Genomic DNA, 24,241 nt, shown 5'->3' with positions numbered 1-24,241 from the left:
ATATAGATAAAATGCTTAAAAATAAAGAAATATATGATATAATAATATAAAACAGACAAGGAGGATGCCTGCGCACATTATGAAGAATAAAAATTTTAAAAATATTGTTTTATTAATGGCCCTTTCAATTGGTGCAATACTACCAAATACAGCCTATGCAGAAGAAAGCAATCAAGCTGTAGATAAGCAAGCAAACGAAAAGACCAAAGAAGAAGTAATTGATACTAAAGAAAAAGCAAAAGCAAATTTAGATGCCAAAGAAGCAGACCTTGCCAAGGAAGAGAAAAATCTAAACGAAAAGAAAGGGCCATATGACAAGGCCAAATCAGAACTAGACCAAGCCCAAAAGGCTGTAGATGATAATCAAAAAGAGATAGAAGATACACAAAAACAAATTGAAGATAAGGTAGAGGAAGAGAAAGCTAATAAACAAGACCAGGTCGATAAGGCAAAGGAAGAAATCTCTAAAAACCAAGCCGAAACCAAGATAGAAGAAGAAAAAGAAAATAAGGCCAAATCTGATGTAGAAGAAAATACAGCCGCTCTAAAAGATGCAGAAAAAAAGGTCGATGATCTAAACAAAGCCAATCCCGAACTAGGAAATCAAATTACAGAAGCCACAAAAAAACTAGATGCAGCCAAGGCTGAATTAGAGGAAGATAAGAAAGCTACACAAGAGATAGAAGAAAAGCTTGGAAAAGATAAGGAAGAAGTCCAAAAAGCTCAAGCAAAGAAAAATCAAGTAGAAAAGTCTTATAATGATTTAAATAAAGCCAATCGAGAAAACTTAGCCAATATAGAAAATTTAAAAAAGGAAATAGCAGAAACCGAAGAAAAGATAAAGGCAATCGACCTAGATAGTCTTTCTAAAGATTTAACAAATAAGGAAAATGACCTAGAAGCTTCAGAAAAGACCTTCAAGGAAAAGAAAGAGGCCAAAGAAGCACTAGAAAATAAGCTTGCAGAATTAAATGAAAACCTAAATGCTATCATAGAAGAAAGTGAAGCTAATAATAAGGAGCTAAAAGAAGCCCAAGCTGAAAAAGATAAACTTGAAAAAGAGATAGAAGACGCAAATAAAAAAATACAAGCTAATACTGATGCTGCAAAAGCCTTAAGAGAAAAAAGCAAGGCCCTTGAAGAAAAAATCAAAAATAACGAAGAAGCAAACAAGACTGATGAGCAAGCAAAATCAAAATTAGAAGAAGAGAAAAATGCAGCCCAAGATGAACTTGTAAAATTAAAAGAAGACCAAGCAAATGCACAAAAAGCCCTTGATAAAGCGGAAGCAGATGCTAAAAAAGCACCAAGTGAAGAGGAAAAGGCAGCAGCTAAAGCTCAGTGGAACAAGGGTTCTGTAGGATTTTTTGAAGAAATGGGCTCAACTGATGCAGCCAATGTATTTAGTAAACTACCAGAAGAAAATTATTTTGGTGGAGTAGCAAAAAACGGTAAGGAATATTTAGAAAAAAATAAGAACATGACTCCAGATGATTCTAGACAGTTAGAAAATATGAAAAAGTCCATAGATGCCATAGGGGTAATAAATGCTAAAAGGCAAAAAGATGGAGGAATTGATGGTAGAAAGTTAAGCATCCTTAAGATTAGCGACTTTGATATGGCAGTAGCCCAAGCAAATGCAAATTTCTCGGCTTATCAGAGAGTCCATGCAACAGTTTATAATCCTCCTTATGAAAACTTGTCTTGGCATCCAGAAGAAGGACTTGATACCCCATCAAAATTTTTTGAATCTTCCCTAGAAGGCTGGTGGGATGAAGAAAAGAAGCTATTTGATCATTTAAGAAATAATGAGAAGCTTAAATCAAGAAAAGAAATGGATGCGTTTATAAAAGAAAATGAAAATGATATCGAAACAGAATTTGGGTCGACAGCAGTAGGCCACTATACAAATCTAGTAGATGACTTGATGTGGAAAGAGGGCGGAAGTTCTAGAGATTCTCAGTCAGTCGGTTATGCAGTAAGACCAGGCAAACATGGATTTGTTAAATCGGTTGTTCTAAATCCTACTGTTAGGAATAAGGGTCTATACTCAGTAGAAGAATACAAAAGAAGATTTTTAGACTACTACCAAGACCTAAAAGATGTCATGGAAGGTAATAAATCTATAAGCAAGGATGATAAGGAAAAACTTGCAGCCCTTAGAACTCAACTAGCAGATATCAAGGAGAAGGTGAACGATAAAGAAGCTGAAATAGCTAAGCTTGATGAGTCTATAACAAAGCTAAATAATGCCATCAATACTAGAAATGAATCTATAAATAAAGATAAGGCAACCCAAGAAGCTAATAAAAAACAAATTCTGGATTTAGACGAGGCAAATTTAACTTTAATCGATACCTTAAATTCGAAAAAATCATCCTTAGATAAAACCAATAAGAAAATTGCTGATTTAATTAAAAATGATACAAATGCCAAACAAATTGAAGCATTAAACAAAGATATAGCAGAAATAAAAACAAAGCTAGCTGCTGCAAATAAAGACCTAGATGAAGCTAAGGCAGATTTAGATAAGAAGCAAGCAGCTAAAGATAAAGCCCTAGCTGAATTTAACAAGCAAAAAGCTACCCTATCTGACCTTAACCAAAGTCTAGGCCAAAAGAAAAATGACTTAGCAGCTAAAACTAACCAAAGCGAAAATGATAAGGCAAAACTAGATGATTTGAATAAGCAAATCGAAGATGCTAAAGCAGAACTTGATGCAAAGAATAATATCCTAGCAAGCACAGAAGAAAACCTTAAGGCAAGCAAGGATAAGCTTGCAGCAAGTCAAAAGGCAAAGGATGAAGCCCAAAAAGCCCTTGATGCCTTGACAGATAAAAATAAGGCCTATGTGGCAGCCCTTAAAGCCCTTGACCAAGCTAAAGAAAACCTAGCAAATTCTCAAGAAGACTTAAAGCAAGCTCAAGAAGCTAAGGAAAAACTAAATAAAGAATTAGACGCTCTTAAGGAAAAATTAGCTAAGGCAGAAGCTGCTAACAAAGAAACAGCCAAGCTAGATGCAAATAATCTTGATAGCCTAATAGGCAATGCTCAGTTTGCATCACTCTTAGGTCAGTATAAGGCTCTAGAAGAAAAGATGCCAGGTCTAAAGGAGAAGCTAAAAGAAGCGAGTGATAAACTTGAGCCTATAAAATCTGATTACAATAAGGCCAAAGAAGCCTATGACTTAGCTTATAAGGCTTATCTAGAGGCCAAGGCTCTCTACGAATCTTTCCTAGCCCAAGAAAGAATGACCTATCCATGGTATTTCTTCTCTTCTAACTCTTATGCAGCTACAGTTGAGAAGGAAGACAAGAAGGAAAACAAAGAAAACAAAGAAAACAAAGAAAACAAGGCTGAAGAATCTAAAAAAGATCAAGCAAAAGAAAAAGAAGCTGACAAAGAAGCTAGCAAAGATAAAGAGCAAGCAGAAAAAGAAGCCAAGAAGGATGAAAAGGCAAAAGGTGGAGTAGCTATGGGTGATGTAGTAGCTGGAAGAAAAGCTAAAAATAACCCATCATCAGCACCAAAAACAGGTGTACCAGGCCTATCAATCTATGCAATCCTAGCAGCAGCTTCTATGGCAGGCCTAAAGGCAAGCAAGAAGAAAAAAGAATATTAAAGCTTAAAAATCAACTCCTCAGGGGGTTGATTTTTTATGTCTTATTTTCCTAAAGCAAAATGAGTATAATGAAAATAAGACATATAAAAGAATTAAACGAGGAGGAGATTATGAAATTTAACTTTGACCAGATGCTTGAAAGGCATGGGATGGATGCTATAGCTGTCGATGGGCTTGGTCTTATGCCTGGTATGAGTCCTGATAGGCCAAGGGAAGGCTTTGAAGTCATTCCTATGTGGGTTGCTGATATGAATTTCCCGACAGCGCCTTCCATCCAAGAAGCCATAATAAATAGGGTAAATCATCCAGCCTTTGGCTATTTTATGGCGACAGATGAATATTACCAGGCGATTATCTCTTGGCACAAGGATAGAAAGGGGATTTTCGACATCAAAAAAGAAGACATCGGCTATGAAAATGGGGTCTTGGGTGGCCTTATATCAGCCCTAAATGTCTTTTGCTCAAGAGGAGATAAGGTCCTAGCTCATTCTCCTACCTATATTGGTTTTACAAATTCTCTGGCTAATAATGGCTACCACATCATCCATTCAGACCTAATAAAGGATGAGTCTGGAAGATGGGTCATGGATTATGAGGATATGGAAAGAAAAATAATTGACCAAAAAATTACTACAGCCATAATCTGCAATCCTCATAACCCAACAGGCAGGGTTTGGACAAGGGAGGAATTAAAGAAGGCTGTCGATATTTTTCAACGCCACCAGGTAAAGATTATTTCTGATGAAATATGGTCAGATATTATTCTTTTTGGCCACAAGCAAATCCCAACCCAGTCAGTAAGCGCCTATGCCCACGAAAATACCGTAGCTCTCTATGCTCCAAGTAAGACCTTCAACCTTGCAGGTCTTGTAGGATCTTACCATATTATCTACAATGAATATATAAGAAATAGGATCAATAAGGAAGCCTCTCTTTCCCACTACAATTCCATGAATGTCTTATCCATGCACGCCCTAATTGGGGCCTATTCTAAGACAGGTCATGAATGGACTGACGAACTTAATAAAACTATAGGTGAGAATGTGAATTATGCTTGTGATTTTATTAGGGATAATTTTGCTGGCGTAGAAGTCTTTAAGCCAGAAGGCACCTATATGCTCTTTGTTGACTTTGAAAAATATTGCAAGGATAAGGCAGTGGATATCGGTCATATCTTAAAAGCTGGCTGGGATGTGGGAGTAGCTTGGCAAGATGGCAGGCCTTTCCACGGAAAATATTCTATAAGGATGAATCTAGCCTTGCCTTTCGCAAAAGTTAAGGAAGCCTTTGATAGACTTAAAAAATATGTGATCAAATGAGATTTATCCCCTGATTTATAAAAAAATCGGGGGATTTCTACTTAGGCTTTTAAGAATGGTAAAGTCTTATAAAGGAGATTTTATGGATTTTATTAAAAAAATTCCTGCGGGAAATATGATGGTGCCCCTTTTGTTTGCGGCCCTTATTCATACGTCTTTTCCTGATGGGATTGGATTTGGAGAATTTAGCCAGGCCCTATTTTCAAATGGGTCTGTCAAGGTCCTCATGGCCCTTAACCTTATGGCGGCTGGTTCTCAGATAGATTTTTCAAATATTGGCGAAGTTATAAAGAGGGCTGGTGTTATTTCCCTAGCAAGGATTTCTATGGGACTTATCCTTGTCTTTGGTATTTCAAAGCTTTTTGGCAGGGAAGGGGTTTTTGGTCTATCACTTTTGGCCCTTGCCTGCGGGGTTTTAAACCACAATAACTCCGTCTTTATCAGCCTAAATATAAATTATGGGGATAGGATTGACCAGGCCTTGGCAGGCTTTGGATCCCTTATAACAGGTCCTATGCTCGCTATGCTAGTTCTTGGCATGGGAGGCCTTGCTAATATTCCATTTTTGGCAATCTTAGATTCTGCCATGCCTGTGATTTTGGGGATTTTTATTGGACATTTCATAAAGGGATCTAGGGAGATTTTTTCTACAAGTCAAAAGATGATTATTCCCTTCTTAGGTTTTTCCATGGGGTCAGCAATTGACCTTAGAAATGTCTATAGGGCTGGCTTTTCTGGTCTTATCCTTGCCTTTGTTGTAATAGCTATAGTGGGATCTTTTACGGTCTTTGCTGATATGAAGTTTAACAAAAGGCCAGGCCATACTGGATGGGCCCTTGCCACAACTGGAGCCAATGCGGTAGCTGTGCCTGCTATGATTGCAGAAATTGATCCGACCTGGAAGGCCTTTGTAGGCCTTGCCACAGCCCAAGTAGCAGCTTCTGTTGTAGTTACAATTATTCTCACACCCATAATTACAGATTTTTGGGCTAAGAGATTTAAAAATAAGTAGGAGACAAGATGGAATTTAATGTTAAGGAAATAAAAGATAAGAAAGAAAAAGAAGAGATAGCTAGAGATATTTTAAATGATTTGCCAGAATGGTTTGGACTTGCTGAAAGTACTGAAGCCTATATAAGAGATTCTCAAGATAAGCACTTTTTGGCAGCTTTTTGTAAAAATAATCCGATTGGCTTCATTGTCTTAAATGCGACCAGCCCTGACTGTGCGGATATTTTTGTAATGGGGATAAAGAAGGCCTTTCACCGCCAAGGAGTAGGAAAAGCCTTAAATAAAGAGTATGAAAGGCTTGCCAAATCGCTAGGTTATTCGTATTCGCAAGTTAAGACTGTAGAGTTAGGTCATTATGAAGAATATGATATCACCAATAATTTTTATAAGGCTATCGGCTATAAGGAGCTTGAGGTATTTCCTAGCCTTTGGGATGAGTGGAACCCTTGCCAGATCTATATAAAGTATCTTGGGGACTAAGAGATTAGTAAGGATAAAATATGTTAAGTAAATTTTTCAAAAAAATTCCAGCGGCTACTATAATTGTCCCTTTATTTGTGGGAGCTCTTATAAATAGTCTAGCTCCAAGTGTATTTGACCTTGGACCGATGACTAAGGCTATAGCAAGCCCTGATGGCCTAAATGCAATCATTGATATAACCCTCCTTGCTGTAGGCAGCCAACTTACCCTAGCAAGGCTTAAAAAAGCCCTTCACAGGGGCCTAGTATTACTTTTATCTAAGTGGCTTACATCAATTGCCCTGGGCTATATATTTTTTAAAGCCTTTGGCAGAAATGGGATTTTCGGTATATCGGCTCTTGCCTTTATTGCTGCAATTTCAAATCAAAATAATTCTATTTTTATAGGCATAAGCGGTGATTATGGTGATGAATACGATATAGCAAGCGCAGCCATAACTGCCATTATTTCTGTGCCAATATTTACCTATTTTACCCTTTCAATGCTTGGAATAGCAGATATTACCCCTACATCAATTTTAGACTTGGCTATGCCTATTCTTTTAGGAATCTTTTTGGGAAATATTGACCAAGGCTTTTGTGAATTCCTCGCAGGGACCCAAAAATATATCATGCCCTTTTTGGGCTTTGCCATAGGTTGTGGGATAAATCTATCTACAATCCTAAGGGGAGGGGCTGGTGGTTTTATCTTAAGTCTTCTTACAATTGGAGCAGCCTTTGTGATTAGTCTGCCTCTTGATATATTTATAAACAAAAGACCAGGCTGGGCAGCGATTGCAATATATACAGCTGCGGGTAATTCTGTAATAGTGCCTGCTCTTGTAGCAGAACTTGATCCATCATGGCAGGCTTATGAGAGCCTTGCAGCAGCCCAATTGGGAACTGTCGTAATTGTTAGTTCTATTTTAGTGCCTCTTGCGGCAAGCTTTTGGCTTAAGATTCGAAAGGCTAAGTAATTTTGATGAAAAAATATATATGAAGATAGAATTTTTTTAGCGCAATTTAATATTTTTCAAAACATTAAAAACCCTCCGAGCTTTATAAGCCGGAGGGTAATTTTTTATTGAGATTTATTTATTTTTTATCGCTTTTACCTGCAAAATCATTTGTCACACTTTCATCTGCAAAGGCACTTGCGTTTTCGCCTGCTATATAACCCATATAGCCAGCTACACCTATGGCTTGTCTACCTGGGTAGAAGTCGCCAAAGAATTGGCCTGATGAGATTACACCTGATGCATAAAGGCCAGGTATTGGATTCCCGTCTTTGTCAACAACTTCAGCCCTTGGAGAAGTTTTAATTCCGCCGTATACACCACGGGTTCCATCATACATCAAAGCTGCGTAGTAAGGACCTTCTGCCTTAAATTCTTTAAGGAATTTAGGGTCTTTGCCGAAGTCTGTATCTTCGCCAGCCTTGGCTAGTTCGTTATATCTGTCTACTTCACCCTTGACTACTTCTGGGTCAAGTTCCATTAGCTTAGCTAATTCTTCGATAGTATCTGCCTTGTAAACTCTGATAATTTTGTCATTGTTGGCAGTTTTTTCTAGGTATTCTTCCAAGTGAGGAAGGTTTGGAGCGATTTCGCTATCCATGATTGCCCAAGCTGTATTTGGTCCGTCTTCTCTTACGAATTCAAATTTTTGTGGGTGGGATCCGCCGTCTTCCTTGAATACTCTCTTGCCTTCCATATTAAGAAGGATGGCTTCAAATGGATAACCATTTGTAGGATCGCCTACCATTGGGTAGTCGTGTGGGTTGGCATTAAATACGCCTGACATAGATTCTTGGAATGGATTCATAACAGCTCCTGCTTCTAGGGCAAGTTTGTGGCCGTCACCAGTGTTTCCTATAGCAGAGGCAGAGTATTCTCCAGCACCTCTCTTGTTGTATTCCTTATCCATTTCAGGGTTTCTTGCGTAGTCACCTGTTGCAAGGACTACTGCGCCAGCGTTGAAGGTTTTCTTGCCAGTCTTAGAATCAGAAATTACTCCCTTTATAACTCCGTCATCATTTATTAATTCTGTAGCTGGAGTATTTAGGTAAATATCAACTCCCAAATCATTTAGTTTTTTAACAAAGGTTGCGATTAGGTTTGGTGCACCCTTAGCATTTGCTTTTTTAGACGGAATGGTGATTGCTTCTGCGTTTTTCTTTGATTTCTCATTTGGGTTGATTTTTACAGTGATGGACCCATCTTTTTCACTAGGTTCAGTTCTGTAATCAACTCCGATTTCATCATAAACTTGCATTAGTTTTGGAGAAACATCGATAAGGGCATCGAGCATTTCCATGTCGATTGGGTTTAGATTTTGGGACCAAGACCTGTTTAGCCAGCCTGTTTTCATTGTTTCCTTGTCAGCTTCTGTTGGAGCGGCAAGCATATTACCACTAGCTGTGATTGATGTACCGCCTAGAAGACCGTTTTTTTCGATAAGTGCTACTTTTGCACCATCGCTAGCAGCCCTGTAAGCAGATACAATACCACTAAAACCGCCACCCGCTACAACTACGTCGTAGTCAAGTTCTTCATCTTTTACATCGACAGGTACTTCGACTTTTTTAAGGGCATCAACAACTTCCTTTGATGAACCTTCTTCAATAGCCTTAGCTGCGGCAGTTTTTACAGCTGCGGATGTGATTGTAGCACCAGAAACATTGTCGATTGCTAGAGATTGGTTATCGACAATAGCTTGAGGAATGGTATCGTAGACAGCTTCGCAAATACCACTTGTTTCATTTTCCTCGCCAATTTCAACTGATTCTATCTTATCCTTGCCAAGTTTAACAATGACTTCAACATCACCGTCAACACCTGTGGCAACAGCCTTATATTCGCCTTCTTTGTAGGCAATATCGGATGTTTTTTCTTTTTGTTCGGAAGTATCTTGAGACTTATCTTCGCTCTTCTCTTCGCTTTTAACTTCTTCTTTTTTGTTAACATCGTCATTCTGACAAGCTGTTAAAATTGAAGCACTCAAAAGCAATAACAATAATTTGTTTTTCATAATTCCCTCCTTATGTATGTTAATTAAATCTTAACATAGAATTAATATATTGGCAATATTGACATATATAAAATATAAGCATATTAGTCAATTATATAAAGAAGGAAATGAAAAATCAAAAATATTTGTATATAGACTTGAAAAGTAAAACCTAGCTGGTATATTTACTAGCAGGGTTTTTTACTAGCGTTTTAAAAGTTTTATATATAAACAAAAAGAATTGTAAAATCTAGAAAAAACTTGCGAAATACGCTTAATTGTCGTATTATATATAAGTGCTTAGAAGTTAGATGTTGCTTATGTTTTAAGGCCAAAGACATAAGGGAACTCTAATCGAGCAAGCTTGGGAAGAATCCCGAGTGATTTCCAAATTATTATCAAACGCCCGGGTGAGCGTGAAAGAAAGAGAGAGGAAAATGGCTAATCAACAAAAGATAAGAATCAGACTTAGAGCTTATGATCACGAAGTGATTGACAGCTCAGCAGAGAAAATCGTAGAAGCAGTTAAAAGAAGCGGAGCAGAAGTAAGTGGACCAATTCCATTACCAACAGAAATCGAAAGAATTACAATTCTTAGAGCTGTCCACAAGTACAAAGATTCCAGAGAACAGTTTGAACAAAGAACACACAAGAGATTAATCGACATCATAGGACCTAATGCAAAGACATTAGACGCACTAAAGAAGTTAAATCTTCCAGCTGGTGTAGATATCGAAATTAAACTATAACTGTAATTAGGATGATTGAGAATAGGGGTTAATAAGAATTAACTAGATTGATCAATCCGCTGTAATTAAGGAGGTACTCATGAAGAGTATATTTACAACAAAAGTAGGCATGACTCAAGTAATCGATGCTGACGGAGTTATCACTCCTGTTACTGTTCTAAAAGCAGAGGAAAATGCCGTTGTCCAAGTTAAGACAATCGAAAATGACGGTTACAATGCTATCCAAGTAGGAACAGTTGACAAAAAAGAAAAAAATGTCAAAAAACCTATCAGAGGTCATTATGACAAAGCTGGCGTATCTTACAAAAGATACCTTAAAGAAATTAGACTAGGCGATGAAGCTACAGAACTAAAAGCTGGTGATAAGATCACAGTTGATATCTTTGAAGAAGGTGAACTAGTTGATATAGTTGCTATATCAAAAGGTAAGGGAACTCAAGGTGCTATCAAAAGATGGAACTACGGAAGAGGACCTGCAAGCCATGGTTCAAAATCTCACAGAGTAGCAGGTGCTAGAGCAGCAGGTTCTGACCCAGCTAGAGTATTCAAAGGTAGAAAAGGTTCAGGAAAAATGGGACATGACCGTGTTACTATCCAAAATGTTAAACTTGTAAAAGTAAACGCTGAAGATAGCTACATCTTAGTAAAAGGTGGCGTTCCAGGACCTAAAGGCGGCCTTGTAGAAGTAAAAAGCGCTATAAAAAGCCTAGACTAAGGAGGAGAAAATGCCTAAAGTAGATATTTTAAATATAAAAGGAGAAAATGTTGGTTCTCTAGAGCTAAACGAAACTCTATTTGCTACAGAAATAAGCGAACACGCTGTATATGAAGTAGTTAAAAACCAACTTGCAAATAAAAGACAAGGTACTCAATCAGCTAAGACACGTGCTGAAGTACGTGGTGGTGGTAGAAAACCATTCAGACAAAAAGGAACAGGACGTGCTCGTCAAGGTTCTATAAGAGCACCACACTTTACAGGCGGTGGTGTAGTATTTGCACCAAAGCCAAGAGACTACAGCTACAAATTAGCAAAGAAATTAAGAAGAAAAGCACTTTACTCAGTACTTACATCTAAACTTGAGAACAATGAACTAGTAGTAGTTGATAGCCTTGCCCTAGAAAATTCTAAGACAAAAGAAGCAAAGGCTGCACTAAGTGCCCTAAACGCTGAAAAGAAAGCATACGTAGTAACAGCAGAAAGAGATGACCTAGTATATAGATCATTTAGAAACCTTGCTGGCGTAGACGTAGCTGAGGCAAGACTAGTAAATGTTTATGATTTAGTAAGACACGACAAGTTAGTAATTACAAAAGATGCAATTGCTAAACTTGAGGAGGTATTTATCTAATGAAAGCACCTTACCAAATAATCAAAAGACCAATTATTACAGAAAAAAGCATGGAAATGCTTGATGAAAACAAATACACATTTGAAGTAGACAAGAATGCAAATAAGCCACAAATCAAAGAAGCAGTAGAAGCAATCTTTGAAGGCGTAAAAGTAAAATCAGTTAGAACCATGAACTATACAGGCAAAAAAGTAAGAACAAGATATGGTTATGGTAAAAGAAGTGACTGGAAAAAAGCTATCGTTGAACTAACAGAAGATAGCCAAGCAATTGAATACTTCGACGGACTATAAGGAGGGGTTAAATGGCTATTAGAAAATTAAAACCAACTTCAAACGGACATAGAAATATGTCAGTAAGTACCTTTGAAGAAGTTACTACATCAAAACCATACAAGAAACTTACAACCGACCTTAAGAGCAAGGGCGGAAGAAACAATACAGGTAGAACAACACTAAGATTCCGTGGTGGCGGAGTTAAGAGAAGATATAGAATTATCGACTTCAAAAGAGATAAGGACAATATCCCAGCAAAAGTACAAACCATCGAATACGATCCAAACAGAAGCGCATATATCGCACTAGTAGCATATGCTGATGGTGAAAAAAGATATATCCTAGCTCCAAAGGGACTAAAAGTAGGCGATGTAATCGAATCAGGATCTGAAGCTGATATCAAACCAGGTAACGCACTAGAGCTAAAAGACATCCCAGTAGGTACAACAGTACACGCTGTAGAACTTAGAGCAGGTACAGGTGCAACACTTGTAAGAAGTGCAGGAACTGGCGCTCAACTTATGGCAAAAGAAGGAAACTTTGCAACACTAAGATTACCTTCAGGCGAAGTAAGAATGGTACACCTAAACTGTAAAGCAACAGTAGGAACTGTAGGAAATACAGAACACGAGCTAATCAGAGTAGGTAAGGCTGGTAAGAGCAGATACCTAGGCAGAAGACCTCACGTAAGAGGATCAGCAATGAACCCAGTTGACCATCCACACGGTGGTGGTGAAGGTAGAACAACAATCGGTAGACCAGCACCAATGACACCATGGGGCAAAAAAGCAATCGGTGTTAAAACAAGAAATGCTAAAAAACAATCTTCTGCATACATCGTAAGAAGAAGAAACGAAAAATAGGGGGATATAATGGCTAGATCACTTAAAAAAGGACCATTTGTCGATGATCATTTAATGAAAAAAATCGAAGCTTTAAATGAAAAAAATGAAAAGAAAGTTGTAAGAACATGGTCAAGACGTTCTACAATATTCCCTGAATTTGTAGAACATACAATCGCAGTACATGACGGAAGAAAACACGTTCCAATCTATATCACAGAAGATATGGTAGGTCATAAACTAGGCGAATTTGTACCAACAAGAACATTCAGAGGCCACGCTAAAAAGGCAACTGAAATGAAAAGCAAAATGAGGTAGGAGAAACTAATGAAAGTAAGAGCAATAGCTAAATATCAAAGGATATCTCCTCTTAAAGTTAACTATATAGCAAGAGAAATCAGAGGCAAACAAGTTGATGAAGCACTAAATATCCTTAGATTTACAAACAAAAAAGGTGCTAGACTACTTGAAGATGTACTAAAAAGTGCAATTGCCAACGCTGAAAACAACAACGGACTTGACAGAGAAAATCTAATAGTTGAAAAAGCATACGCAAATGATGCACCAACTATGAAAAGATACAGACCTAAAGCTAAGGGTGCTGCATACCCTATATTAAAAAGATCAAGTCATATCGGCGTAGAGTTAGCGGATATAGAGGAAAGGTAGGATTAATATGGGACAAAAAGTAAACCCTAAAGGATATAGAGTAGGCGTAATCAAAGATTGGGATTCAAAATGGTTTGCTGACAAAAAAGATTTCTCAGACCTTCTAGTAGAAGACTACAAAATAAGAGAATTCATCAAAAAGACAGCATACGATGCAGGAATCGCAGATATCGAAATCGAAAGAGCAGTAAACAATCTTAAGGTTACAATCTTTACAGGAAAACCAGGAATGGTAATCGGTAGAGGTGGAGCTGGAGTAGAAGAGTTAAAAACAAAATTAGAAAAAATAGCTCCTGGTAAAAGAATCATCATCAATGTTGAAGAAATCAAATACCAAGACCTATCTGCTCAATTAGTTGCTGAAAATATAGCAAGCCAACTAGAAAACAGAGTTGCATTTAGACGCGCAATGAAACAAGTAATCGGTAGAACAATGAGAGCCGGCGCAAAAGGAATCAAGACAATGGTTTCAGGAAGAGTTGGCGGTGCTGATATGGCAAGAAGTGAAGGATACTCAGAAGGTACAATTCCACTTCAAACCTTAAGAGCAAACATAGACTACGGATTTGCTGAAGCAGATACAGAATATGGTAAGATTGGTTGCAAGGTTTGGATCTATAAAGGCGAAGTACTTCCAGGAGAAAAAGCTGAAAGAGAACCAAAACTAGCTGCACCACAAAACAACAGAAGAAGAAAAAGAAATAATAGACGTCCAAACAAAGCTAACGCAAAGGGACAAAATTAGTCTTAAAGATTAGGAGAAATTTTTATGTTAATGCCTAAAAGAGTTAAATATCGTAGACAACATAGAGGCAGAATGAAAGGTAACGCTAATAGAGGTAACCAACTAGCTTATGGTGAGTATGGTTTACAAGCTCTAGAAGCTTGCTGGATGACAGCAAACCAAATCGAGGCTGCTCGTCGTGCGATGACAAGATATATAAAAAGAGGCGGAAATATTTGGATCAAAGTATTTCCAGACAAACCAGTATCTAAAAAGCCTGCAGAGGTAAGAATGGGTTCTGGTAAAGGTGCACCAGAGTATTGGGTAGCCGTTATCAAACCAGGAAAAGTACTATTTGAGATGAGTGGTGTTAGTGAAGAAGTTGCAAGAGAAGCTATGAGACTTGCTGCACAAAAACTTCCAGTAAAGACAAAATTCATCCAAAGACTTGAAGTAACAGGTACGGAGGAATAAGGATGAAAGTAAAAGAAATCAGAAATTTATCAGATAGAGATTTAGATAAACAGCTATTTGATTTACAAAATGAGCTTTTCAATCTTCGTTTTAGGCTTGCCACAGGTCAATTAGAAAACCCAGCAGCTATTGGAACTGTTAAGAAAGATATAGCTAGAGTAAAGACTATCCAAACAGAAAGAAAGCTACAACAGGGCAAGGAGGCTTAATCTTAAATGGAAAGAAATAGAAGAAACGTACGCCAAGGCGTGGTAGTTTCAGATGCAATGGACAAAACAATAACAGTCCTTGTAGAAGAAAAAATACCACACCCAGTATACAAGAAGAGAATAAACAGAAGCAAAAAATACAAAGCTCATGATGAAAATAACGAAGCTAAAGTTGGCGATAAAGTAGTAATAATGGAAACAAGAGCCCTATCTAAAACAAAAAGATGGAGACTAGTACGCATTAGCCAAGCGGCAGAAATTGTTTAATTGATAAGGAGATTATTATGATACAACAAGAAACTCGTATGAGAGTTGCAGATAACTCCGGCGCAAGAGAACTTTTAGTAATCAAAGTTCTTGGAGGAACCAGAAGAAGATATGCTAATATTGGTGATGTAGTAACTTGTTCAGTTAAAAGTGCAACACCCGGCGGAGCGGTAAAAAAAGGTCAAGTAGTAAAAGCAGTAATAGTTAGAACAAAAAGAGGACTAAAAAGAGTCGATGGTTCAACAATCAACTTCGATGATAATGCTGCAGTAATCATAAAAGATGACCTAACACCAGTAGGAACAAGAATCTTTGGACCAGTAACCAGAGAGCTAAGATCTGAAGGCTTTATGAGAATTATCTCACTAGCACCGGAAGTATTATAGGGGGATAAAATGCATATAAAAAAAGGCGATAAAGTCCAAATAATATCAGGTGAATATAAAGGACATGTTGGAGAAGTATTACAAGCTTTCCCAAAAGAAAATAGAGTAATAGTTGAAGGTGTAAACGTACAAGTAAAACACCAAAAACCAACCCAAATGGGTGGCGAAAGCGGAAGACTTGAAAAAAATGGTCCTATTGATGCATCAAATGTACTTCTATATTCAGAAGAACTAAAAAAAGGTGTTCGTACAGAAATAGTTTACGAAGATGGTAAAAAAGTTCGTAAATCAAAGAAAACTGACGAAAAATTCGACTAGTTGATAGGAGAAACTATGACAAGCAGACTTAAAGAAAAATATCAAAATGAAGTTGTTGGTAAGTTAATAGAAAAATTTGGTTACCAAAACGTAATGGAAGTTCCAAAGTTAACAAAAATAGTTATAAACTGCGGACTTGGAGAAGCAAAAGATAACCAAAATATCTTAAACTCAGCAAAACGTGAGCTAAGCCTAATAACTGGTCAACAACCAATAGAATTAAAAGCTAAAAAATCAGTAGCAAACTTCAAACTAAGAGAAGGTCAAGCAATTGGTACAAAAGTAACCCTAAGAAGAGAAAAAATGTATGACTTCCTAGACAAGTTAATCTCAATTTCACTACCAAGGGTAAGAGACTTTAGAGGAATAAATCCAAACTCATTTGACGGAAGAGGAAACTATTCACTAGGTATCAAAGAGCAACTAATCTTCCCAGAAATCAAATACGATGATGTAGACTTCCTACACGGAATGGACATCTCAATCGTAACAACAGCTAAGACTGATGAAGAAGCAAAAGCATTCTTAGAATTAATGGGAATGCCTTTTAAGAAATAGAAGGAGCAAAAATGGCTAAGAAGTCACTAAGAGCTAAACAACAAAGAAAACAAAAATTCTCAACAAGAGAATACACAAGATGTAAACTTTGTGGAAGACCACACGGCTACTTAAGAAAATATGGAATCTGCCGTATTTGCTTTAGAGAACTTGCAAATAATGGACAAATTCCAGGAGTAAGAAAAGCAAGCTGGTAATTAAGGGGGAAAGATAATTATGATGACAGATCCAATAGCGGATATGCTAACAAGAATCAGAAATGGTAATAAAGCAAACCATAAACAGGTTTCACTACCATCTTCTAATGAGAAAAAAGCTATTGCCCAAATACTTCTTGATGAAGGCTTTATAACAGGGTTTAACGTAGAAGAAGACGGCAAACAAGGTATTCTTACAATAGATTTAAAATATACAGAAAATGGCGAAAGAGTAATCTCAGGCTTAAGAAGAATTTCTAAACCAGGCCTAAGAGTTTACGTAAAAGCAAACGAAGTTCCAAAAGTACTTGACGGACTAGGAACAGCAATTATTTCGACATCAAAAGGACTTTTAACAGACCGCGCTGCAAGAAGCGAAAACGTAGGCGGCGAAGTTATTTGTTACGTATGGTAAGGAGTAATATATGTCAAGAATAGGTAAACAACCAATACACATACCTTCTGGAGTAACAGTAGAAATAAACGGAAGAAATGTAAAAGTAAAAGGCCCTAAAGGCGAAGATTCTCTAACAGTATCTGAAAGAGTAAGTCTAGTCCAAGAAGGCGATGAAATACTAGTACAAATTCCAGAAAACTACACAAAAGAAGAAAACATCGACCACGGTCTATATAGATCACTACTAAACAACATAGTTGTAGGTGTATCAGAAGGTTATTCAAAAACACTTCAAATCGAAGGTACAGGATATAGAGCTAATAAACAAGGTAAAAACCTAGTAATGAACCTAGGCTACTCACACCAAGTAACAATGGAAGATCCTGAAGGAATCGAAGTAGAAGTACCAAACGATAGAACCATAATTGTAAAAGGATATAACAAACAATTAGTAGGTCAACATGCTGCAAACATCAGAGCAAAAAGAAAACCAGAACCATACAAAGGCAAGGGAATCAGATACACTGATGAGCATGTAAGACGTAAAGTCGGTAAAACAGGTAAGTAGGAGAAAATAATGGCAAGAAAACACAAAAACGATAGACTAATAACTCGTAAAAAAAGAGTTAGAGCTAAAATTTCAGGCACTCCTCAAAGACCAAGACTTTCAGTATATAAATCAAATACAAACATCTATGCACAACTAATTGACGATGTAAACGGAGTAACACTTGCAAGTGCCAACACCCTACAAAAAGAAGTAATCGATGCTTCATCAGCAAACATCGAAGCTGCTAAAAAAGTAGGAAGCGCAATAGCAAAAAGAGCACTCGAAGCAGGCATAGAAGAAGTAGTATTTGACAGAAACGGATATTTATATCACGGAAAAGTTAAAGCAGTCGCAGATGCAGCAAGAGAAGCTGGTCTTAAGTTTTAGGAGGTTTTGAAAGTGAAATATTTATTAAAAAGTGAAGTGGAAAAACTAAACCTCGAAGATAGAGTAGTTGCAATCAACAGAGTTGCTAAAACCGTAAAAGGTGGACGTAACATGAGATTTTCAGCACTAGTAGTAGTTGGAAACTCAAATGGAGTAGTTGGTGTAGGAACAGGAAAAGCTACAGAAGTACCAGAAGCTATAAGAAAAGCAACTGAAAATGCTAAAAAACACATGATCGAAGTACCATTAGTAGGTACAACAATACCACACAGAATACAAGGACACTCTGCAGCAGGAAGAGTACTACTAATGCCAGCTGCAGAAGGTACCGGAATCATCGCAGGTGGTCCAGTACGTGCTATATGCGAACTTGCAGGTTACAAAGATATCAAGGCTAAAAACCTAGGTACATCAAACCCAAGAAACATCATCAACGCATGTGTAGAAGCATTCTCAAACATGAAAACAGTCGAAGAAATCGCAAGACTTCGTGGTAAATCGGTAGAAGAATTTGACTATTAAGGAGAAAACAATGGCAAAAATTGAAATCACACTTAAAAGATCTTTTATCGGTAAAAAAGATGATCAAATAAGAACAGCAAAAGCCCTAGGCCTAAGAAAAATTGGTCAAACAGTGGTAAAAGAAAATAACGACGCAATCAAAGGTATGATTCACAAAATCGACCACATGGTATGTGTCAAAGAAATAAACTGAGGTGGGAAATGAAATTACATGATTTAGCCCCAAATGAAAGATTAAAAGATAAGAAAAGAAAAGGTAGAGGCCCTGGTTCAGGACTTGGTAAAAGATCTGGACGTGGACAAGACGGCCAAAACTCAAGAAGCGGTGGCGGTACAAGACCAGGCTTTGAAGGTGGCCAAATGCCTCTATACAGACGTCTTCCAAAAAGAGGATTCAAAAACATCAACAGAAAGATATACGAAACAATCAATGTTGAAAGCTTAAACATATTCGAAGACGGAACAGAAGTAACACCAGAATTATTATTTGAAAACAAAATCCTAAGAAAAAACAAAGCAAAAGACGGCGTTAAAATCCTAGGAGACGGAAATCTAGAAAAGAAATTAACAATAAAAGCTCATAAATTTACTAAATCTGCTGAAGAAAAAATCAAAGCAGCAGGTGGATCAGTAGAAACTATCGAAGTTAAAAAATGGGTAAAACCATCTAAAAAAGCTTAATAGAAAAGAGTGATTCATGCTAGATATAATAAGAAAGGCAGCTGGAGAAAAGGAAATTAGACAAAAATTTTACTTTACTCTAATGATGCTTGTAATCTATAGATTAGGAAATAACATTCCAATACCATTTATAGATTCACAAGCCCTAGCCAATGCTTACAGCAATGTTGAGGGAACCTTAGTAGACTACCTAAACATGTTAACAGGTGGTGGCCTATCAACCCTATCAATATTTGCCCTAGGTGTACAACCATACATCACAGCATCAATAGTAATGCAGCTTTTAACAGTTGTAATACCAAGGCTAGAAGAGCTAACTAGAGAAGGTGAGCAAGGAAGAAAAACCATCCAAAAATACACCAGATACGTAACCATAGCACTCGCAATATTCCAAGCGATAGCTATAACAAACGGTCTATATGGAGCAGCCCTATCAAATGCAACAGGCTTCCAAAAAATCGTAATGAACGTAGTATTAATCGGTGGAACAATGTTTGTAACATGGATGGGCGAAACCATGACAGAAAAGGGACTTGGCAATGGTACAAGTTTACTAATCTTCATGGGAATCATCGCCTCCTTCCCAAGAACCTTAGCTAGATGGCAAGAAGGTCTACACTACAACACCACAAGCGTACTTTCAATCGCCATCATGTGCGTAATCATAGTACTAATAGTAATGGCAGTAGTAATGATCTCAGAAGGTGAAAGAAAAATTCCAATCCAGTATGCAAAAAGAGTTGTCGGACGTAAAATGTATGGCGGTCAATCAACCCACATACCAGTAAAGGTAAACATGGGTAACGTAATGCCAATAATCTTTGCATCAGCAGTTCTTGCAATCCCATCAACAGTTTCCTTATTCTTTGGAAACGGAAGACAAAGTGGATTAACAGCATTTTTCAATAATTCTACATTTGGATTTGGAGTATATTTACTAGTACAAAGTGTGCTAATATTAATATTTGCTTACTTCTACAATCAAATTCAATTTAATACTGTTGAGTATGCAAAGCAACTTCAACAAAACGGTGGATTCATCCCAGGCATCAGACCTGGAAAACCAACCAGTGACTTCCTAGCCAATGTATCAACAAAAATAACATTTGTAGGATCAGTAGCCCTAGCCCTATTAACTATAGTACCAGCTGTAGCAAGTAGAGTATTAGGACTAGACATATCATTCGGTGGTTCAAGTGTCATAATCGTAGTTGGAGTAATAATAGAAACTGTTAAACAAATCGAAGCTATGATGACAATGAAGCAATATAAAGGATTTTTAAACAGGTAAGACATGAATATAATTTTGTTAGGCCCACCAGGAGCTGGAAAGGGTACGCTATCAAGTAAAATATTAAAAGAAAAAAATGCAGTTCAGATAGCAACAGGTGATATATTCAGATATAATATCTCAAATAAAACTGAACTGGGAATGAAAGCAAAATCTTTTATGGACAGAGGAGACCTAGTACCAGATGAGCTAACAATAGACCTGGTATGGGATACCTTTGATAAACTAGACAAAGAAGAAAATACCATAGTCTTATTTGATGGGTTTCCAAGAAACATGAAACAGGCTAAGGCCTTAGATTGCGGAATGGAAGAAAGAAACACCGAAATAAGCAAGGTGGTATACTTCAACGTAGATAGTCAAATCCTTATAGATAGGATCACAGGCAGAAGAGTATGCCCAGACTGCGGAGAAACCTACCACATTAAAAATCACAAGCCAGAAAAAGAAGGCATCTGTGATAGATGTGGTGGAAAATTAATCCAAAGAAACGATGATAACTACGAAACAGTCAAAAATCGTATCAATATCTACAACGAGCAAACCAGCCCACTTATAGACTATTACAAAGAAGCTGGTAAGCTAATAACAATAGATGGCGCTAAAACTCCAGAAGAAGTTTTTAACGAGTTTAATAATAAATTAGGGGAATAAACTTAATTTATGTTAGAAAAAATAGATGTGATAGAATCTTTCATAGATTTCTAGAACAAAGTCGTTGATAAGAAATAAAGCGTTCAATAGACATTTTAGAGATAATAAAAAGGAGGTTCTATCAATGTCAAAAAAAGATGCTATAGAAGTAACAGGGGAAGTTATCGAAGCCAAACCAAATGCAATATTTGTAGTAAGACTAGATAACGGACATGAAATACAAGCTCATATATCAGGAAAGCTTCGTATGAACAGCATTAGAATATTAGAAGGAGATAAGGTAACAGTAGAATTATCTCCTTACGATCTTAGCCAAGGTAGAATAACCTGGAGAAAGAAGTAGCCCGGCGATATATCGGGTAGTCCCAAGGCAAGATATAAACTTAAGTTAGGAGCAAAAATGAAAGTTAGAGCATCAGTTAAAAAAATGTGTGATAAATGCAAGGTTATCAAAAGAAATGGTAAAGTAATGGTAATCTGCGACAATCCAAAACACAAACAAAGACAAGGTTAGGAGGGTACAATGCCAAGAATAGCTGGTATAGATTTACCTAGAGAAAAAAGAGCAGAAATCGGACTAACATATATATATGGTATAGGTCGTTCAACTGCAAACGAAATACTAAAAAACACAGGAATCAATCCTGATACAAAGATGAAAGACCTTACAGAAGAAGAACTTGGTCAAATCCGTGATGAACTAAACAAATACACAATCGAAGGTGATTTAAGAAGAGAAAGAAATCTCAACATCAAGGCCCTAAGAGAAAATGGTTCATACAGAGGACTAAGACACAAAATGGGACTTCCAGTAAGAGGTCAAAATACTAAAAACAACGCAAGAACAAGAAAAAGCAGAAAGGGTTAATAAATGGCTCCAAAAGGAAAAAGATCTACTAAAGGTAGAAGAAGAGTTAAAAAGAATGTTGAACGTGGCCAAGCACACATTTCATCAACATTCAATAATACAATGGTAACACTTACTGATATGCAAGGTAATGCACTCTCTTGGGCAAGCGCAGGACAATTAGGCTTTAGAGGCAGCAGAAAATCTACTCCATTTGCAGCAGGTGAAGCAGCAGATGTAGCAGCAAAGAAAGCTATCGAACATGGTCTAAAGACTGTAGAAGTTTACGTAAAAGGCCCAGGTTCAGGAAGAGAATCTGCAATCAGAAGCTTACAAGCAGCAGGACTAGAAGTTACAATGATCAAAGATGTAACACCAATCCCACACAACGGATGTAGACCACCAAAGAGAAGAAGAGTTTAATAAGGAGATATTATGGCAGTAAGCAAAGATCCAGTATACAAAAGAGCGAGAGCTTTAGGCATTTCTCCAGCCTACCTAGGATATACAGGTAGTTCAAACAGAGCTCTTCCACAAAGAAGAAGCAAACTATCTGAATATGGTATGCAACAAAGAGAAAAACAAAAAGCTAAATTCATCTACGGAGTAAGTGAAAAACAATTTAGAGGTTACTACGACAAAGCAAGCAGAATGAAGGGACAAACAGGTGAGCAACTTATAATCCTTTGCGAAAGAAGACTAGATAATATAGCCTTCAGATCAGGTCTTGCTAGAACTAGAAGAGAAGCTAGACAAATAGTAACACACGGCCACTTATTAGTAAATGGCAAACAAGTAGACATCCCATCATACCTAGTAGAAGAAGGAGATGTAATCGAAGTTAGAGAAAAATCAAGAAGCAAAGAACTATTCAAAAACATCAAAGAAGTAAATGCATCATTTGGCGTAGTAGAATGGTTAGATTCTGATATAGATAACCTAAAAGTAAAAGTAGAAAAATTCCCAACAAGAGAAGAGATAGATATTCCAGTTGAAGAACGTATGATAGTAGAGTTTTACTCTAAGTAGGATTAATTAAGTTAGAACTAAGGAGCTACCATGATCGAAAAATTAAACACAGATATAGAAATACTGGATATAAACGAAGAAAACCATTATGGCAAATTCGCCCTATATCCATTAGAAAGAGGATATGGTACAACCATTGGAAACAGCATGAGAAGGGTGCTTCTATCATCCTTACCTGGTTCTAGCGTCTCAAAAATACTAATAGATGGTGTACTCCACGAATTTTCAGTAATAGATGGAGTAGTTGAAGACGTTCCTGAAATAATATTAAATATCAAAGGTCTTAGAGTCAAAAAGCACTCAGAAGAAGATGTGACCCTATTTTTAGACATAGAAGGACCAAAAATAGTCACAGCCAAAGATATAAAAGAAGATGCCTTAGTTGAAATAGCTAATCCTGACCATTATATAGCAACAGTAAATGACAAATCTAAGCTATTAATAGCAATGGATGTCACAAATGGAAAGGGCTATAGGATAAGTGAAGACAATAAAGACGAAGCAGATCCTATAGGAACAATCGCTATCGATTCATCCTTCACTCCAGTAGAAAAAGTAAACTACACAGTAGAAAATACTAGAGTAGGGGAATCAACAGACTATGATAAACTAATCATAGAAGTATGGACAAATGGAACAGTAAGCCCACAAGAAGCCCTAGCAGAAGGCTCATCCATCCTAATGGAAAACTTCTCCTTCTTCAACGAACTTCCAGACAAACAGTTCCCACCAGAAGAAGAAGAAATCATAGATGAACAAGAAGAAGAAAGCTTAGACGAAGGCCTAGATAAGACAATCGAAGAATTAGACCTATCTCTAAGATCATTCAATTGCCTAAAAAGAGCAGGATTTGATACAGTGGCAGACATAATAGCAGTTCCAGAATCAGAACTAAAAACAATCAAAAACTTCGGTAAAAAATCACTAACAGAAGTAATAGACAAAATCCACGAACTTGGATTTGTTTTAAAAGATGAATAGGAGGAAAACATGGCAGGAAAAAGAAAGCTAGGTAGAAGAACCGACCACAGAAATGCTATGCTAAGAAACCTTGTAGGATCATTACTTGAAAACGGTAGAATCGAAACTACAGTAACAAGAGCCAAAGAAACACAAAAAATGGCTGAAAAAATGATCACACTAGGTAAGAAAAATACACTTCACACAAGAAGACAAGCAGCAAGCTACCTATATAAGCCAGAATTAGTTCAAAAACTATTTTCAGAAATAGCACCAGAATATGAAAACAGAAATGGTGGATACACAAGAGTACTAAAACTAGGACCAAGAAGAGGCGACGGAGCTGAACTTGCTATCCTTGAATTAGTTTAATAAATAAATGCCCAAAACTCGCGGCTGTGGGCATCAGATAATTTATTTAGATTATAATTTAAATAAAGACCATCCTCAAAAGAGGGTGGTTTTTCTTGTATGACGGGCATGTCC

Annotated in this window: 36 protein-coding genes; 35 read left to right on the top strand and 1 reads right to left on the bottom strand. The window is 37.1% G+C overall.

What is annotated here, in order from left to right; genetic code table 11:
* Nucleotides 1-79: 79 nt before the first annotated feature.
* The 5 genes from ACCQ42_RS09090 to ACCQ42_RS09070 all read left to right on the top strand — a co-directional run bounded on the left by ACCQ42_RS09090 (nt 80) and on the right by ACCQ42_RS09070 (nt 7,388).
* Complete coding sequence (locus ACCQ42_RS09090) at nt 80-3,622, top strand: coiled-coil domain-containing protein (RefSeq protein WP_410035970.1); 3,543 nt, start codon at nt 80-82, stop codon at nt 3,620-3,622.
* A 110-nt stretch (nt 3,623-3,732) separates the two neighbouring features.
* Complete coding sequence (locus tag ACCQ42_RS09085; RefSeq protein WP_265237764.1) at nt 3,733-4,941, top strand: MalY/PatB family protein; 1,209 nt, start codon at nt 3,733-3,735, stop codon at nt 4,939-4,941.
* An 82-nt stretch (nt 4,942-5,023) separates the two neighbouring features.
* Nucleotides 5,024-5,953: a 2-keto-3-deoxygluconate permease gene (locus tag ACCQ42_RS09080; protein WP_265237762.1), complete on the top strand. Its 930-nt coding sequence runs from the start codon at nt 5,024-5,026 to the stop codon at nt 5,951-5,953.
* Nucleotides 5,954-5,961: 8 nt separating this feature from the next.
* Nucleotides 5,962-6,432, top strand: a complete 471-nt coding sequence (locus ACCQ42_RS09075; protein ID WP_265237760.1) for a GNAT family N-acetyltransferase — start codon at nt 5,962-5,964, stop codon at nt 6,430-6,432.
* A gap of 20 nt (nt 6,433-6,452) precedes the next feature.
* Nucleotides 6,453-7,388: a 2-keto-3-deoxygluconate permease gene (locus ACCQ42_RS09070; RefSeq protein WP_106461032.1), complete on the top strand. Its 936-nt coding sequence runs from the start codon at nt 6,453-6,455 to the stop codon at nt 7,386-7,388.
* Between the two features lie 118 nt (nt 7,389-7,506).
* On the opposite strand, the gene ACCQ42_RS09065 is transcribed toward ACCQ42_RS09070, so the two are convergent.
* On the bottom strand, nt 7,507-9,441 hold the full coding sequence (locus ACCQ42_RS09065; protein WP_265237757.1) for an FAD-dependent oxidoreductase: 1,935 nt from the start codon (nt 9,439-9,441) through the stop codon (nt 7,507-7,509).
* Between the two features lie 416 nt (nt 9,442-9,857).
* On the opposite strand from ACCQ42_RS09065, the gene rpsJ reads away from it, so the two are divergent.
* From rpsJ to rplQ, 30 genes are all read left to right on the top strand, one after another.
* Complete coding sequence (rpsJ, locus tag ACCQ42_RS09060) at nt 9,858-10,169, top strand: 30S ribosomal protein S10 (RefSeq protein ID WP_004826901.1); 312 nt, start codon at nt 9,858-9,860, stop codon at nt 10,167-10,169.
* A gap of 79 nt (nt 10,170-10,248) precedes the next feature.
* Entirely contained in the window at nt 10,249-10,884 is a 636-nt protein-coding gene (gene rplC / locus ACCQ42_RS09055; protein WP_106461030.1) for a 50S ribosomal protein L3, read from the top strand.
* A gap of 10 nt (nt 10,885-10,894) precedes the next feature.
* Nucleotides 10,895-11,518 (top strand): 50S ribosomal protein L4, encoded by a 624-nt coding sequence (gene rplD / locus ACCQ42_RS09050; RefSeq protein ID WP_106461029.1) that lies wholly within the window; start codon nt 10,895-10,897, stop codon nt 11,516-11,518.
* Nucleotides 11,518-11,811 (top strand): 50S ribosomal protein L23, encoded by a 294-nt coding sequence (gene rplW, locus ACCQ42_RS09045; RefSeq protein WP_106461028.1) that lies wholly within the window; start codon nt 11,518-11,520, stop codon nt 11,809-11,811. The genes rplD and rplW overlap by 1 nt, the downstream gene beginning before the upstream one ends.
* A gap of 11 nt (nt 11,812-11,822) precedes the next feature.
* Nucleotides 11,823-12,656 (top strand): 50S ribosomal protein L2, encoded by an 834-nt coding sequence (gene rplB, locus ACCQ42_RS09040; protein WP_410035969.1) that lies wholly within the window; start codon nt 11,823-11,825, stop codon nt 12,654-12,656.
* A 9-nt stretch (nt 12,657-12,665) separates the two neighbouring features.
* Nucleotides 12,666-12,953, top strand: coding sequence for a 30S ribosomal protein S19 (gene rpsS / locus ACCQ42_RS09035; RefSeq protein ID WP_106461026.1), 288 nt, complete (start codon nt 12,666-12,668; stop codon nt 12,951-12,953).
* 9 nt (nt 12,954-12,962) lie between these two features.
* Complete coding sequence (rplV, locus tag ACCQ42_RS09030) at nt 12,963-13,304, top strand: 50S ribosomal protein L22 (RefSeq protein WP_106461025.1); 342 nt, start codon at nt 12,963-12,965, stop codon at nt 13,302-13,304.
* 7 nt (nt 13,305-13,311) lie between these two features.
* Nucleotides 13,312-14,049, top strand: a complete 738-nt coding sequence (rpsC, locus tag ACCQ42_RS09025; RefSeq protein WP_265214204.1) for a 30S ribosomal protein S3 — start codon at nt 13,312-13,314, stop codon at nt 14,047-14,049.
* A gap of 24 nt (nt 14,050-14,073) precedes the next feature.
* Nucleotides 14,074-14,502: a 50S ribosomal protein L16 gene (rplP, locus tag ACCQ42_RS09020; protein WP_106461023.1), complete on the top strand. Its 429-nt coding sequence runs from the start codon at nt 14,074-14,076 to the stop codon at nt 14,500-14,502.
* Nucleotides 14,503-14,504: 2 nt separating this feature from the next.
* On the top strand, nt 14,505-14,711 hold the full coding sequence (gene rpmC / locus ACCQ42_RS09015) for a 50S ribosomal protein L29 (RefSeq protein WP_106461022.1): 207 nt from the start codon (nt 14,505-14,507) through the stop codon (nt 14,709-14,711).
* A gap of 6 nt (nt 14,712-14,717) precedes the next feature.
* Nucleotides 14,718-14,978: a 30S ribosomal protein S17 gene (gene rpsQ / locus ACCQ42_RS09010; RefSeq protein WP_106461021.1), complete on the top strand. Its 261-nt coding sequence runs from the start codon at nt 14,718-14,720 to the stop codon at nt 14,976-14,978.
* A 17-nt stretch (nt 14,979-14,995) separates the two neighbouring features.
* Nucleotides 14,996-15,364, top strand: coding sequence for a 50S ribosomal protein L14 (gene rplN / locus ACCQ42_RS09005; protein WP_106461020.1), 369 nt, complete (start codon nt 14,996-14,998; stop codon nt 15,362-15,364).
* Between the two features lie 9 nt (nt 15,365-15,373).
* Nucleotides 15,374-15,682 (top strand): 50S ribosomal protein L24, encoded by a 309-nt coding sequence (gene rplX, locus ACCQ42_RS09000; RefSeq protein ID WP_106461019.1) that lies wholly within the window; start codon nt 15,374-15,376, stop codon nt 15,680-15,682.
* A 15-nt stretch (nt 15,683-15,697) separates the two neighbouring features.
* Complete coding sequence (rplE, locus tag ACCQ42_RS08995; RefSeq protein ID WP_410035968.1) at nt 15,698-16,240, top strand: 50S ribosomal protein L5; 543 nt, start codon at nt 15,698-15,700, stop codon at nt 16,238-16,240.
* An 11-nt stretch (nt 16,241-16,251) separates the two neighbouring features.
* Nucleotides 16,252-16,437 carry a type Z 30S ribosomal protein S14 gene (locus ACCQ42_RS08990; protein WP_004836723.1) on the top strand — a complete coding sequence of 62 codons (186 nt, stop codon included), beginning with the start codon at nt 16,252-16,254 and terminating at the stop codon, nt 16,435-16,437.
* A gap of 19 nt (nt 16,438-16,456) precedes the next feature.
* Nucleotides 16,457-16,852: a 30S ribosomal protein S8 gene (gene rpsH, locus ACCQ42_RS08985; protein ID WP_265237750.1), complete on the top strand. Its 396-nt coding sequence runs from the start codon at nt 16,457-16,459 to the stop codon at nt 16,850-16,852.
* 10 nt (nt 16,853-16,862) lie between these two features.
* Nucleotides 16,863-17,402, top strand: coding sequence for a 50S ribosomal protein L6 (gene rplF, locus ACCQ42_RS08980; RefSeq protein ID WP_410035967.1), 540 nt, complete (start codon nt 16,863-16,865; stop codon nt 17,400-17,402).
* A gap of 9 nt (nt 17,403-17,411) precedes the next feature.
* Nucleotides 17,412-17,771: a 50S ribosomal protein L18 gene (gene rplR / locus ACCQ42_RS08975; RefSeq protein WP_265214199.1), complete on the top strand. Its 360-nt coding sequence runs from the start codon at nt 17,412-17,414 to the stop codon at nt 17,769-17,771.
* A 12-nt stretch (nt 17,772-17,783) separates the two neighbouring features.
* Nucleotides 17,784-18,293, top strand: a complete 510-nt coding sequence (gene rpsE, locus ACCQ42_RS08970; RefSeq protein WP_410035966.1) for a 30S ribosomal protein S5 — start codon at nt 17,784-17,786, stop codon at nt 18,291-18,293.
* A gap of 10 nt (nt 18,294-18,303) precedes the next feature.
* Nucleotides 18,304-18,486: a 50S ribosomal protein L30 gene (rpmD, locus tag ACCQ42_RS08965; RefSeq protein ID WP_234025846.1), complete on the top strand. Its 183-nt coding sequence runs from the start codon at nt 18,304-18,306 to the stop codon at nt 18,484-18,486.
* A gap of 8 nt (nt 18,487-18,494) precedes the next feature.
* The gene (gene rplO, locus ACCQ42_RS08960) at nt 18,495-18,974 is read left to right on the top strand and encodes a 50S ribosomal protein L15 (protein ID WP_106461012.1); all 480 of its coding nucleotides are present in this window, start codon (nt 18,495-18,497) and stop codon (nt 18,972-18,974) included.
* A 16-nt stretch (nt 18,975-18,990) separates the two neighbouring features.
* On the top strand, nt 18,991-20,265 hold the full coding sequence (gene secY, locus ACCQ42_RS08955; protein ID WP_265214198.1) for a preprotein translocase subunit SecY: 1,275 nt from the start codon (nt 18,991-18,993) through the stop codon (nt 20,263-20,265).
* 3 nt (nt 20,266-20,268) lie between these two features.
* Nucleotides 20,269-20,919 (top strand): adenylate kinase, encoded by a 651-nt coding sequence (locus ACCQ42_RS08950; protein WP_265214197.1) that lies wholly within the window; start codon nt 20,269-20,271, stop codon nt 20,917-20,919.
* Nucleotides 20,920-21,043: 124 nt separating this feature from the next.
* A complete protein-coding gene (gene infA / locus ACCQ42_RS08945) occupies nt 21,044-21,262 on the top strand; it encodes a translation initiation factor IF-1 (protein ID WP_265214196.1) in 219 nt (72 codons plus the stop codon).
* Nucleotides 21,263-21,319: 57 nt separating this feature from the next.
* On the top strand, nt 21,320-21,433 hold the full coding sequence (gene rpmJ, locus ACCQ42_RS08940; protein ID WP_019191178.1) for a 50S ribosomal protein L36: 114 nt from the start codon (nt 21,320-21,322) through the stop codon (nt 21,431-21,433).
* Between the two features lie 9 nt (nt 21,434-21,442).
* Nucleotides 21,443-21,787 (top strand): 30S ribosomal protein S13, encoded by a 345-nt coding sequence (rpsM, locus tag ACCQ42_RS08935; protein WP_106461008.1) that lies wholly within the window; start codon nt 21,443-21,445, stop codon nt 21,785-21,787.
* A gap of 3 nt (nt 21,788-21,790) precedes the next feature.
* The gene (gene rpsK, locus ACCQ42_RS08930; RefSeq protein ID WP_106461007.1) at nt 21,791-22,189 is read left to right on the top strand and encodes a 30S ribosomal protein S11; all 399 of its coding nucleotides are present in this window, start codon (nt 21,791-21,793) and stop codon (nt 22,187-22,189) included.
* Between the two features lie 12 nt (nt 22,190-22,201).
* The gene (rpsD, locus tag ACCQ42_RS08925; RefSeq protein WP_410035965.1) at nt 22,202-22,795 is read left to right on the top strand and encodes a 30S ribosomal protein S4; all 594 of its coding nucleotides are present in this window, start codon (nt 22,202-22,204) and stop codon (nt 22,793-22,795) included.
* Nucleotides 22,796-22,825: 30 nt separating this feature from the next.
* On the top strand, nt 22,826-23,776 hold the full coding sequence (locus ACCQ42_RS08920; protein WP_106461005.1) for a DNA-directed RNA polymerase subunit alpha: 951 nt from the start codon (nt 22,826-22,828) through the stop codon (nt 23,774-23,776).
* 9 nt (nt 23,777-23,785) lie between these two features.
* Nucleotides 23,786-24,127 (top strand): 50S ribosomal protein L17, encoded by a 342-nt coding sequence (gene rplQ / locus ACCQ42_RS08915; RefSeq protein WP_410035964.1) that lies wholly within the window; start codon nt 23,786-23,788, stop codon nt 24,125-24,127.
* Nucleotides 24,128-24,241 lie beyond the last annotated feature (114 nt).

Origin of the sequence: Anaerococcus kampingae, from assembly GCF_046365475.1 — a bacterium.
Taxonomy (GTDB): Bacteria; Bacillota; Clostridia; order Tissierellales; family Peptoniphilaceae; genus Anaerococcus; species Anaerococcus kampingae.
This window is presented reverse-complemented; position numbering and strand designations above follow the sequence as displayed.

What these genes read in the sequence shown, in the direction of transcription:
- ACCQ42_RS09090 (WP_410035970.1), top strand. Translation starts at nt 80, where the DNA reads ATGAAGAATAAAAATTTTAAAAATATTGTTTTATTAATGGCCCTTTCA.
- ACCQ42_RS09085 (WP_265237764.1), top strand. Translation starts at nt 3,733, where the DNA reads ATGAAATTTAACTTTGACCAGATGCTTGAAAGGCATGGGATGGATGCT.
- ACCQ42_RS09080 (WP_265237762.1), top strand. Translation starts at nt 5,024, where the DNA reads ATGGATTTTATTAAAAAAATTCCTGCGGGAAATATGATGGTGCCCCTT.
- ACCQ42_RS09075 (WP_265237760.1), top strand. Translation starts at nt 5,962, where the DNA reads ATGGAATTTAATGTTAAGGAAATAAAAGATAAGAAAGAAAAAGAAGAG.
- ACCQ42_RS09070 (WP_106461032.1), top strand. Translation starts at nt 6,453, where the DNA reads ATGTTAAGTAAATTTTTCAAAAAAATTCCAGCGGCTACTATAATTGTC.
- ACCQ42_RS09065 (WP_265237757.1), bottom strand. Translation starts at nt 9,441, where the DNA reads ATGAAAAACAAATTATTGTTATTGCTTTTGAGTGCTTCAATTTTAACA.
- rpsJ (WP_004826901.1), top strand. Translation starts at nt 9,858, where the DNA reads ATGGCTAATCAACAAAAGATAAGAATCAGACTTAGAGCTTATGATCAC.
- rplC (WP_106461030.1), top strand. Translation starts at nt 10,249, where the DNA reads ATGAAGAGTATATTTACAACAAAAGTAGGCATGACTCAAGTAATCGAT.
- rplD (WP_106461029.1), top strand. Translation starts at nt 10,895, where the DNA reads ATGCCTAAAGTAGATATTTTAAATATAAAAGGAGAAAATGTTGGTTCT.
- rplW (WP_106461028.1), top strand. Translation starts at nt 11,518, where the DNA reads ATGAAAGCACCTTACCAAATAATCAAAAGACCAATTATTACAGAAAAA.
- rplB (WP_410035969.1), top strand. Translation starts at nt 11,823, where the DNA reads ATGGCTATTAGAAAATTAAAACCAACTTCAAACGGACATAGAAATATG.
- rpsS (WP_106461026.1), top strand. Translation starts at nt 12,666, where the DNA reads ATGGCTAGATCACTTAAAAAAGGACCATTTGTCGATGATCATTTAATG.
- rplV (WP_106461025.1), top strand. Translation starts at nt 12,963, where the DNA reads ATGAAAGTAAGAGCAATAGCTAAATATCAAAGGATATCTCCTCTTAAA.
- rpsC (WP_265214204.1), top strand. Translation starts at nt 13,312, where the DNA reads ATGGGACAAAAAGTAAACCCTAAAGGATATAGAGTAGGCGTAATCAAA.
- rplP (WP_106461023.1), top strand. Translation starts at nt 14,074, where the DNA reads ATGTTAATGCCTAAAAGAGTTAAATATCGTAGACAACATAGAGGCAGA.
- rpmC (WP_106461022.1), top strand. Translation starts at nt 14,505, where the DNA reads ATGAAAGTAAAAGAAATCAGAAATTTATCAGATAGAGATTTAGATAAA.
- rpsQ (WP_106461021.1), top strand. Translation starts at nt 14,718, where the DNA reads ATGGAAAGAAATAGAAGAAACGTACGCCAAGGCGTGGTAGTTTCAGAT.
- rplN (WP_106461020.1), top strand. Translation starts at nt 14,996, where the DNA reads ATGATACAACAAGAAACTCGTATGAGAGTTGCAGATAACTCCGGCGCA.
- rplX (WP_106461019.1), top strand. Translation starts at nt 15,374, where the DNA reads ATGCATATAAAAAAAGGCGATAAAGTCCAAATAATATCAGGTGAATAT.
- rplE (WP_410035968.1), top strand. Translation starts at nt 15,698, where the DNA reads ATGACAAGCAGACTTAAAGAAAAATATCAAAATGAAGTTGTTGGTAAG.
- ACCQ42_RS08990 (WP_004836723.1), top strand. Translation starts at nt 16,252, where the DNA reads ATGGCTAAGAAGTCACTAAGAGCTAAACAACAAAGAAAACAAAAATTC.
- rpsH (WP_265237750.1), top strand. Translation starts at nt 16,457, where the DNA reads ATGATGACAGATCCAATAGCGGATATGCTAACAAGAATCAGAAATGGT.
- rplF (WP_410035967.1), top strand. Translation starts at nt 16,863, where the DNA reads ATGTCAAGAATAGGTAAACAACCAATACACATACCTTCTGGAGTAACA.
- rplR (WP_265214199.1), top strand. Translation starts at nt 17,412, where the DNA reads ATGGCAAGAAAACACAAAAACGATAGACTAATAACTCGTAAAAAAAGA.
- rpmD (WP_234025846.1), top strand. Translation starts at nt 18,304, where the DNA reads ATGGCAAAAATTGAAATCACACTTAAAAGATCTTTTATCGGTAAAAAA.
- rplO (WP_106461012.1), top strand. Translation starts at nt 18,495, where the DNA reads ATGAAATTACATGATTTAGCCCCAAATGAAAGATTAAAAGATAAGAAA.
- secY (WP_265214198.1), top strand. Translation starts at nt 18,991, where the DNA reads ATGCTAGATATAATAAGAAAGGCAGCTGGAGAAAAGGAAATTAGACAA.
- ACCQ42_RS08950 (WP_265214197.1), top strand. Translation starts at nt 20,269, where the DNA reads ATGAATATAATTTTGTTAGGCCCACCAGGAGCTGGAAAGGGTACGCTA.
- infA (WP_265214196.1), top strand. Translation starts at nt 21,044, where the DNA reads ATGTCAAAAAAAGATGCTATAGAAGTAACAGGGGAAGTTATCGAAGCC.
- rpmJ (WP_019191178.1), top strand. Translation starts at nt 21,320, where the DNA reads ATGAAAGTTAGAGCATCAGTTAAAAAAATGTGTGATAAATGCAAGGTT.
- rpsM (WP_106461008.1), top strand. Translation starts at nt 21,443, where the DNA reads ATGCCAAGAATAGCTGGTATAGATTTACCTAGAGAAAAAAGAGCAGAA.
- rpsK (WP_106461007.1), top strand. Translation starts at nt 21,791, where the DNA reads ATGGCTCCAAAAGGAAAAAGATCTACTAAAGGTAGAAGAAGAGTTAAA.
- rpsD (WP_410035965.1), top strand. Translation starts at nt 22,202, where the DNA reads ATGGCAGTAAGCAAAGATCCAGTATACAAAAGAGCGAGAGCTTTAGGC.
- ACCQ42_RS08920 (WP_106461005.1), top strand. Translation starts at nt 22,826, where the DNA reads ATGATCGAAAAATTAAACACAGATATAGAAATACTGGATATAAACGAA.
- rplQ (WP_410035964.1), top strand. Translation starts at nt 23,786, where the DNA reads ATGGCAGGAAAAAGAAAGCTAGGTAGAAGAACCGACCACAGAAATGCT.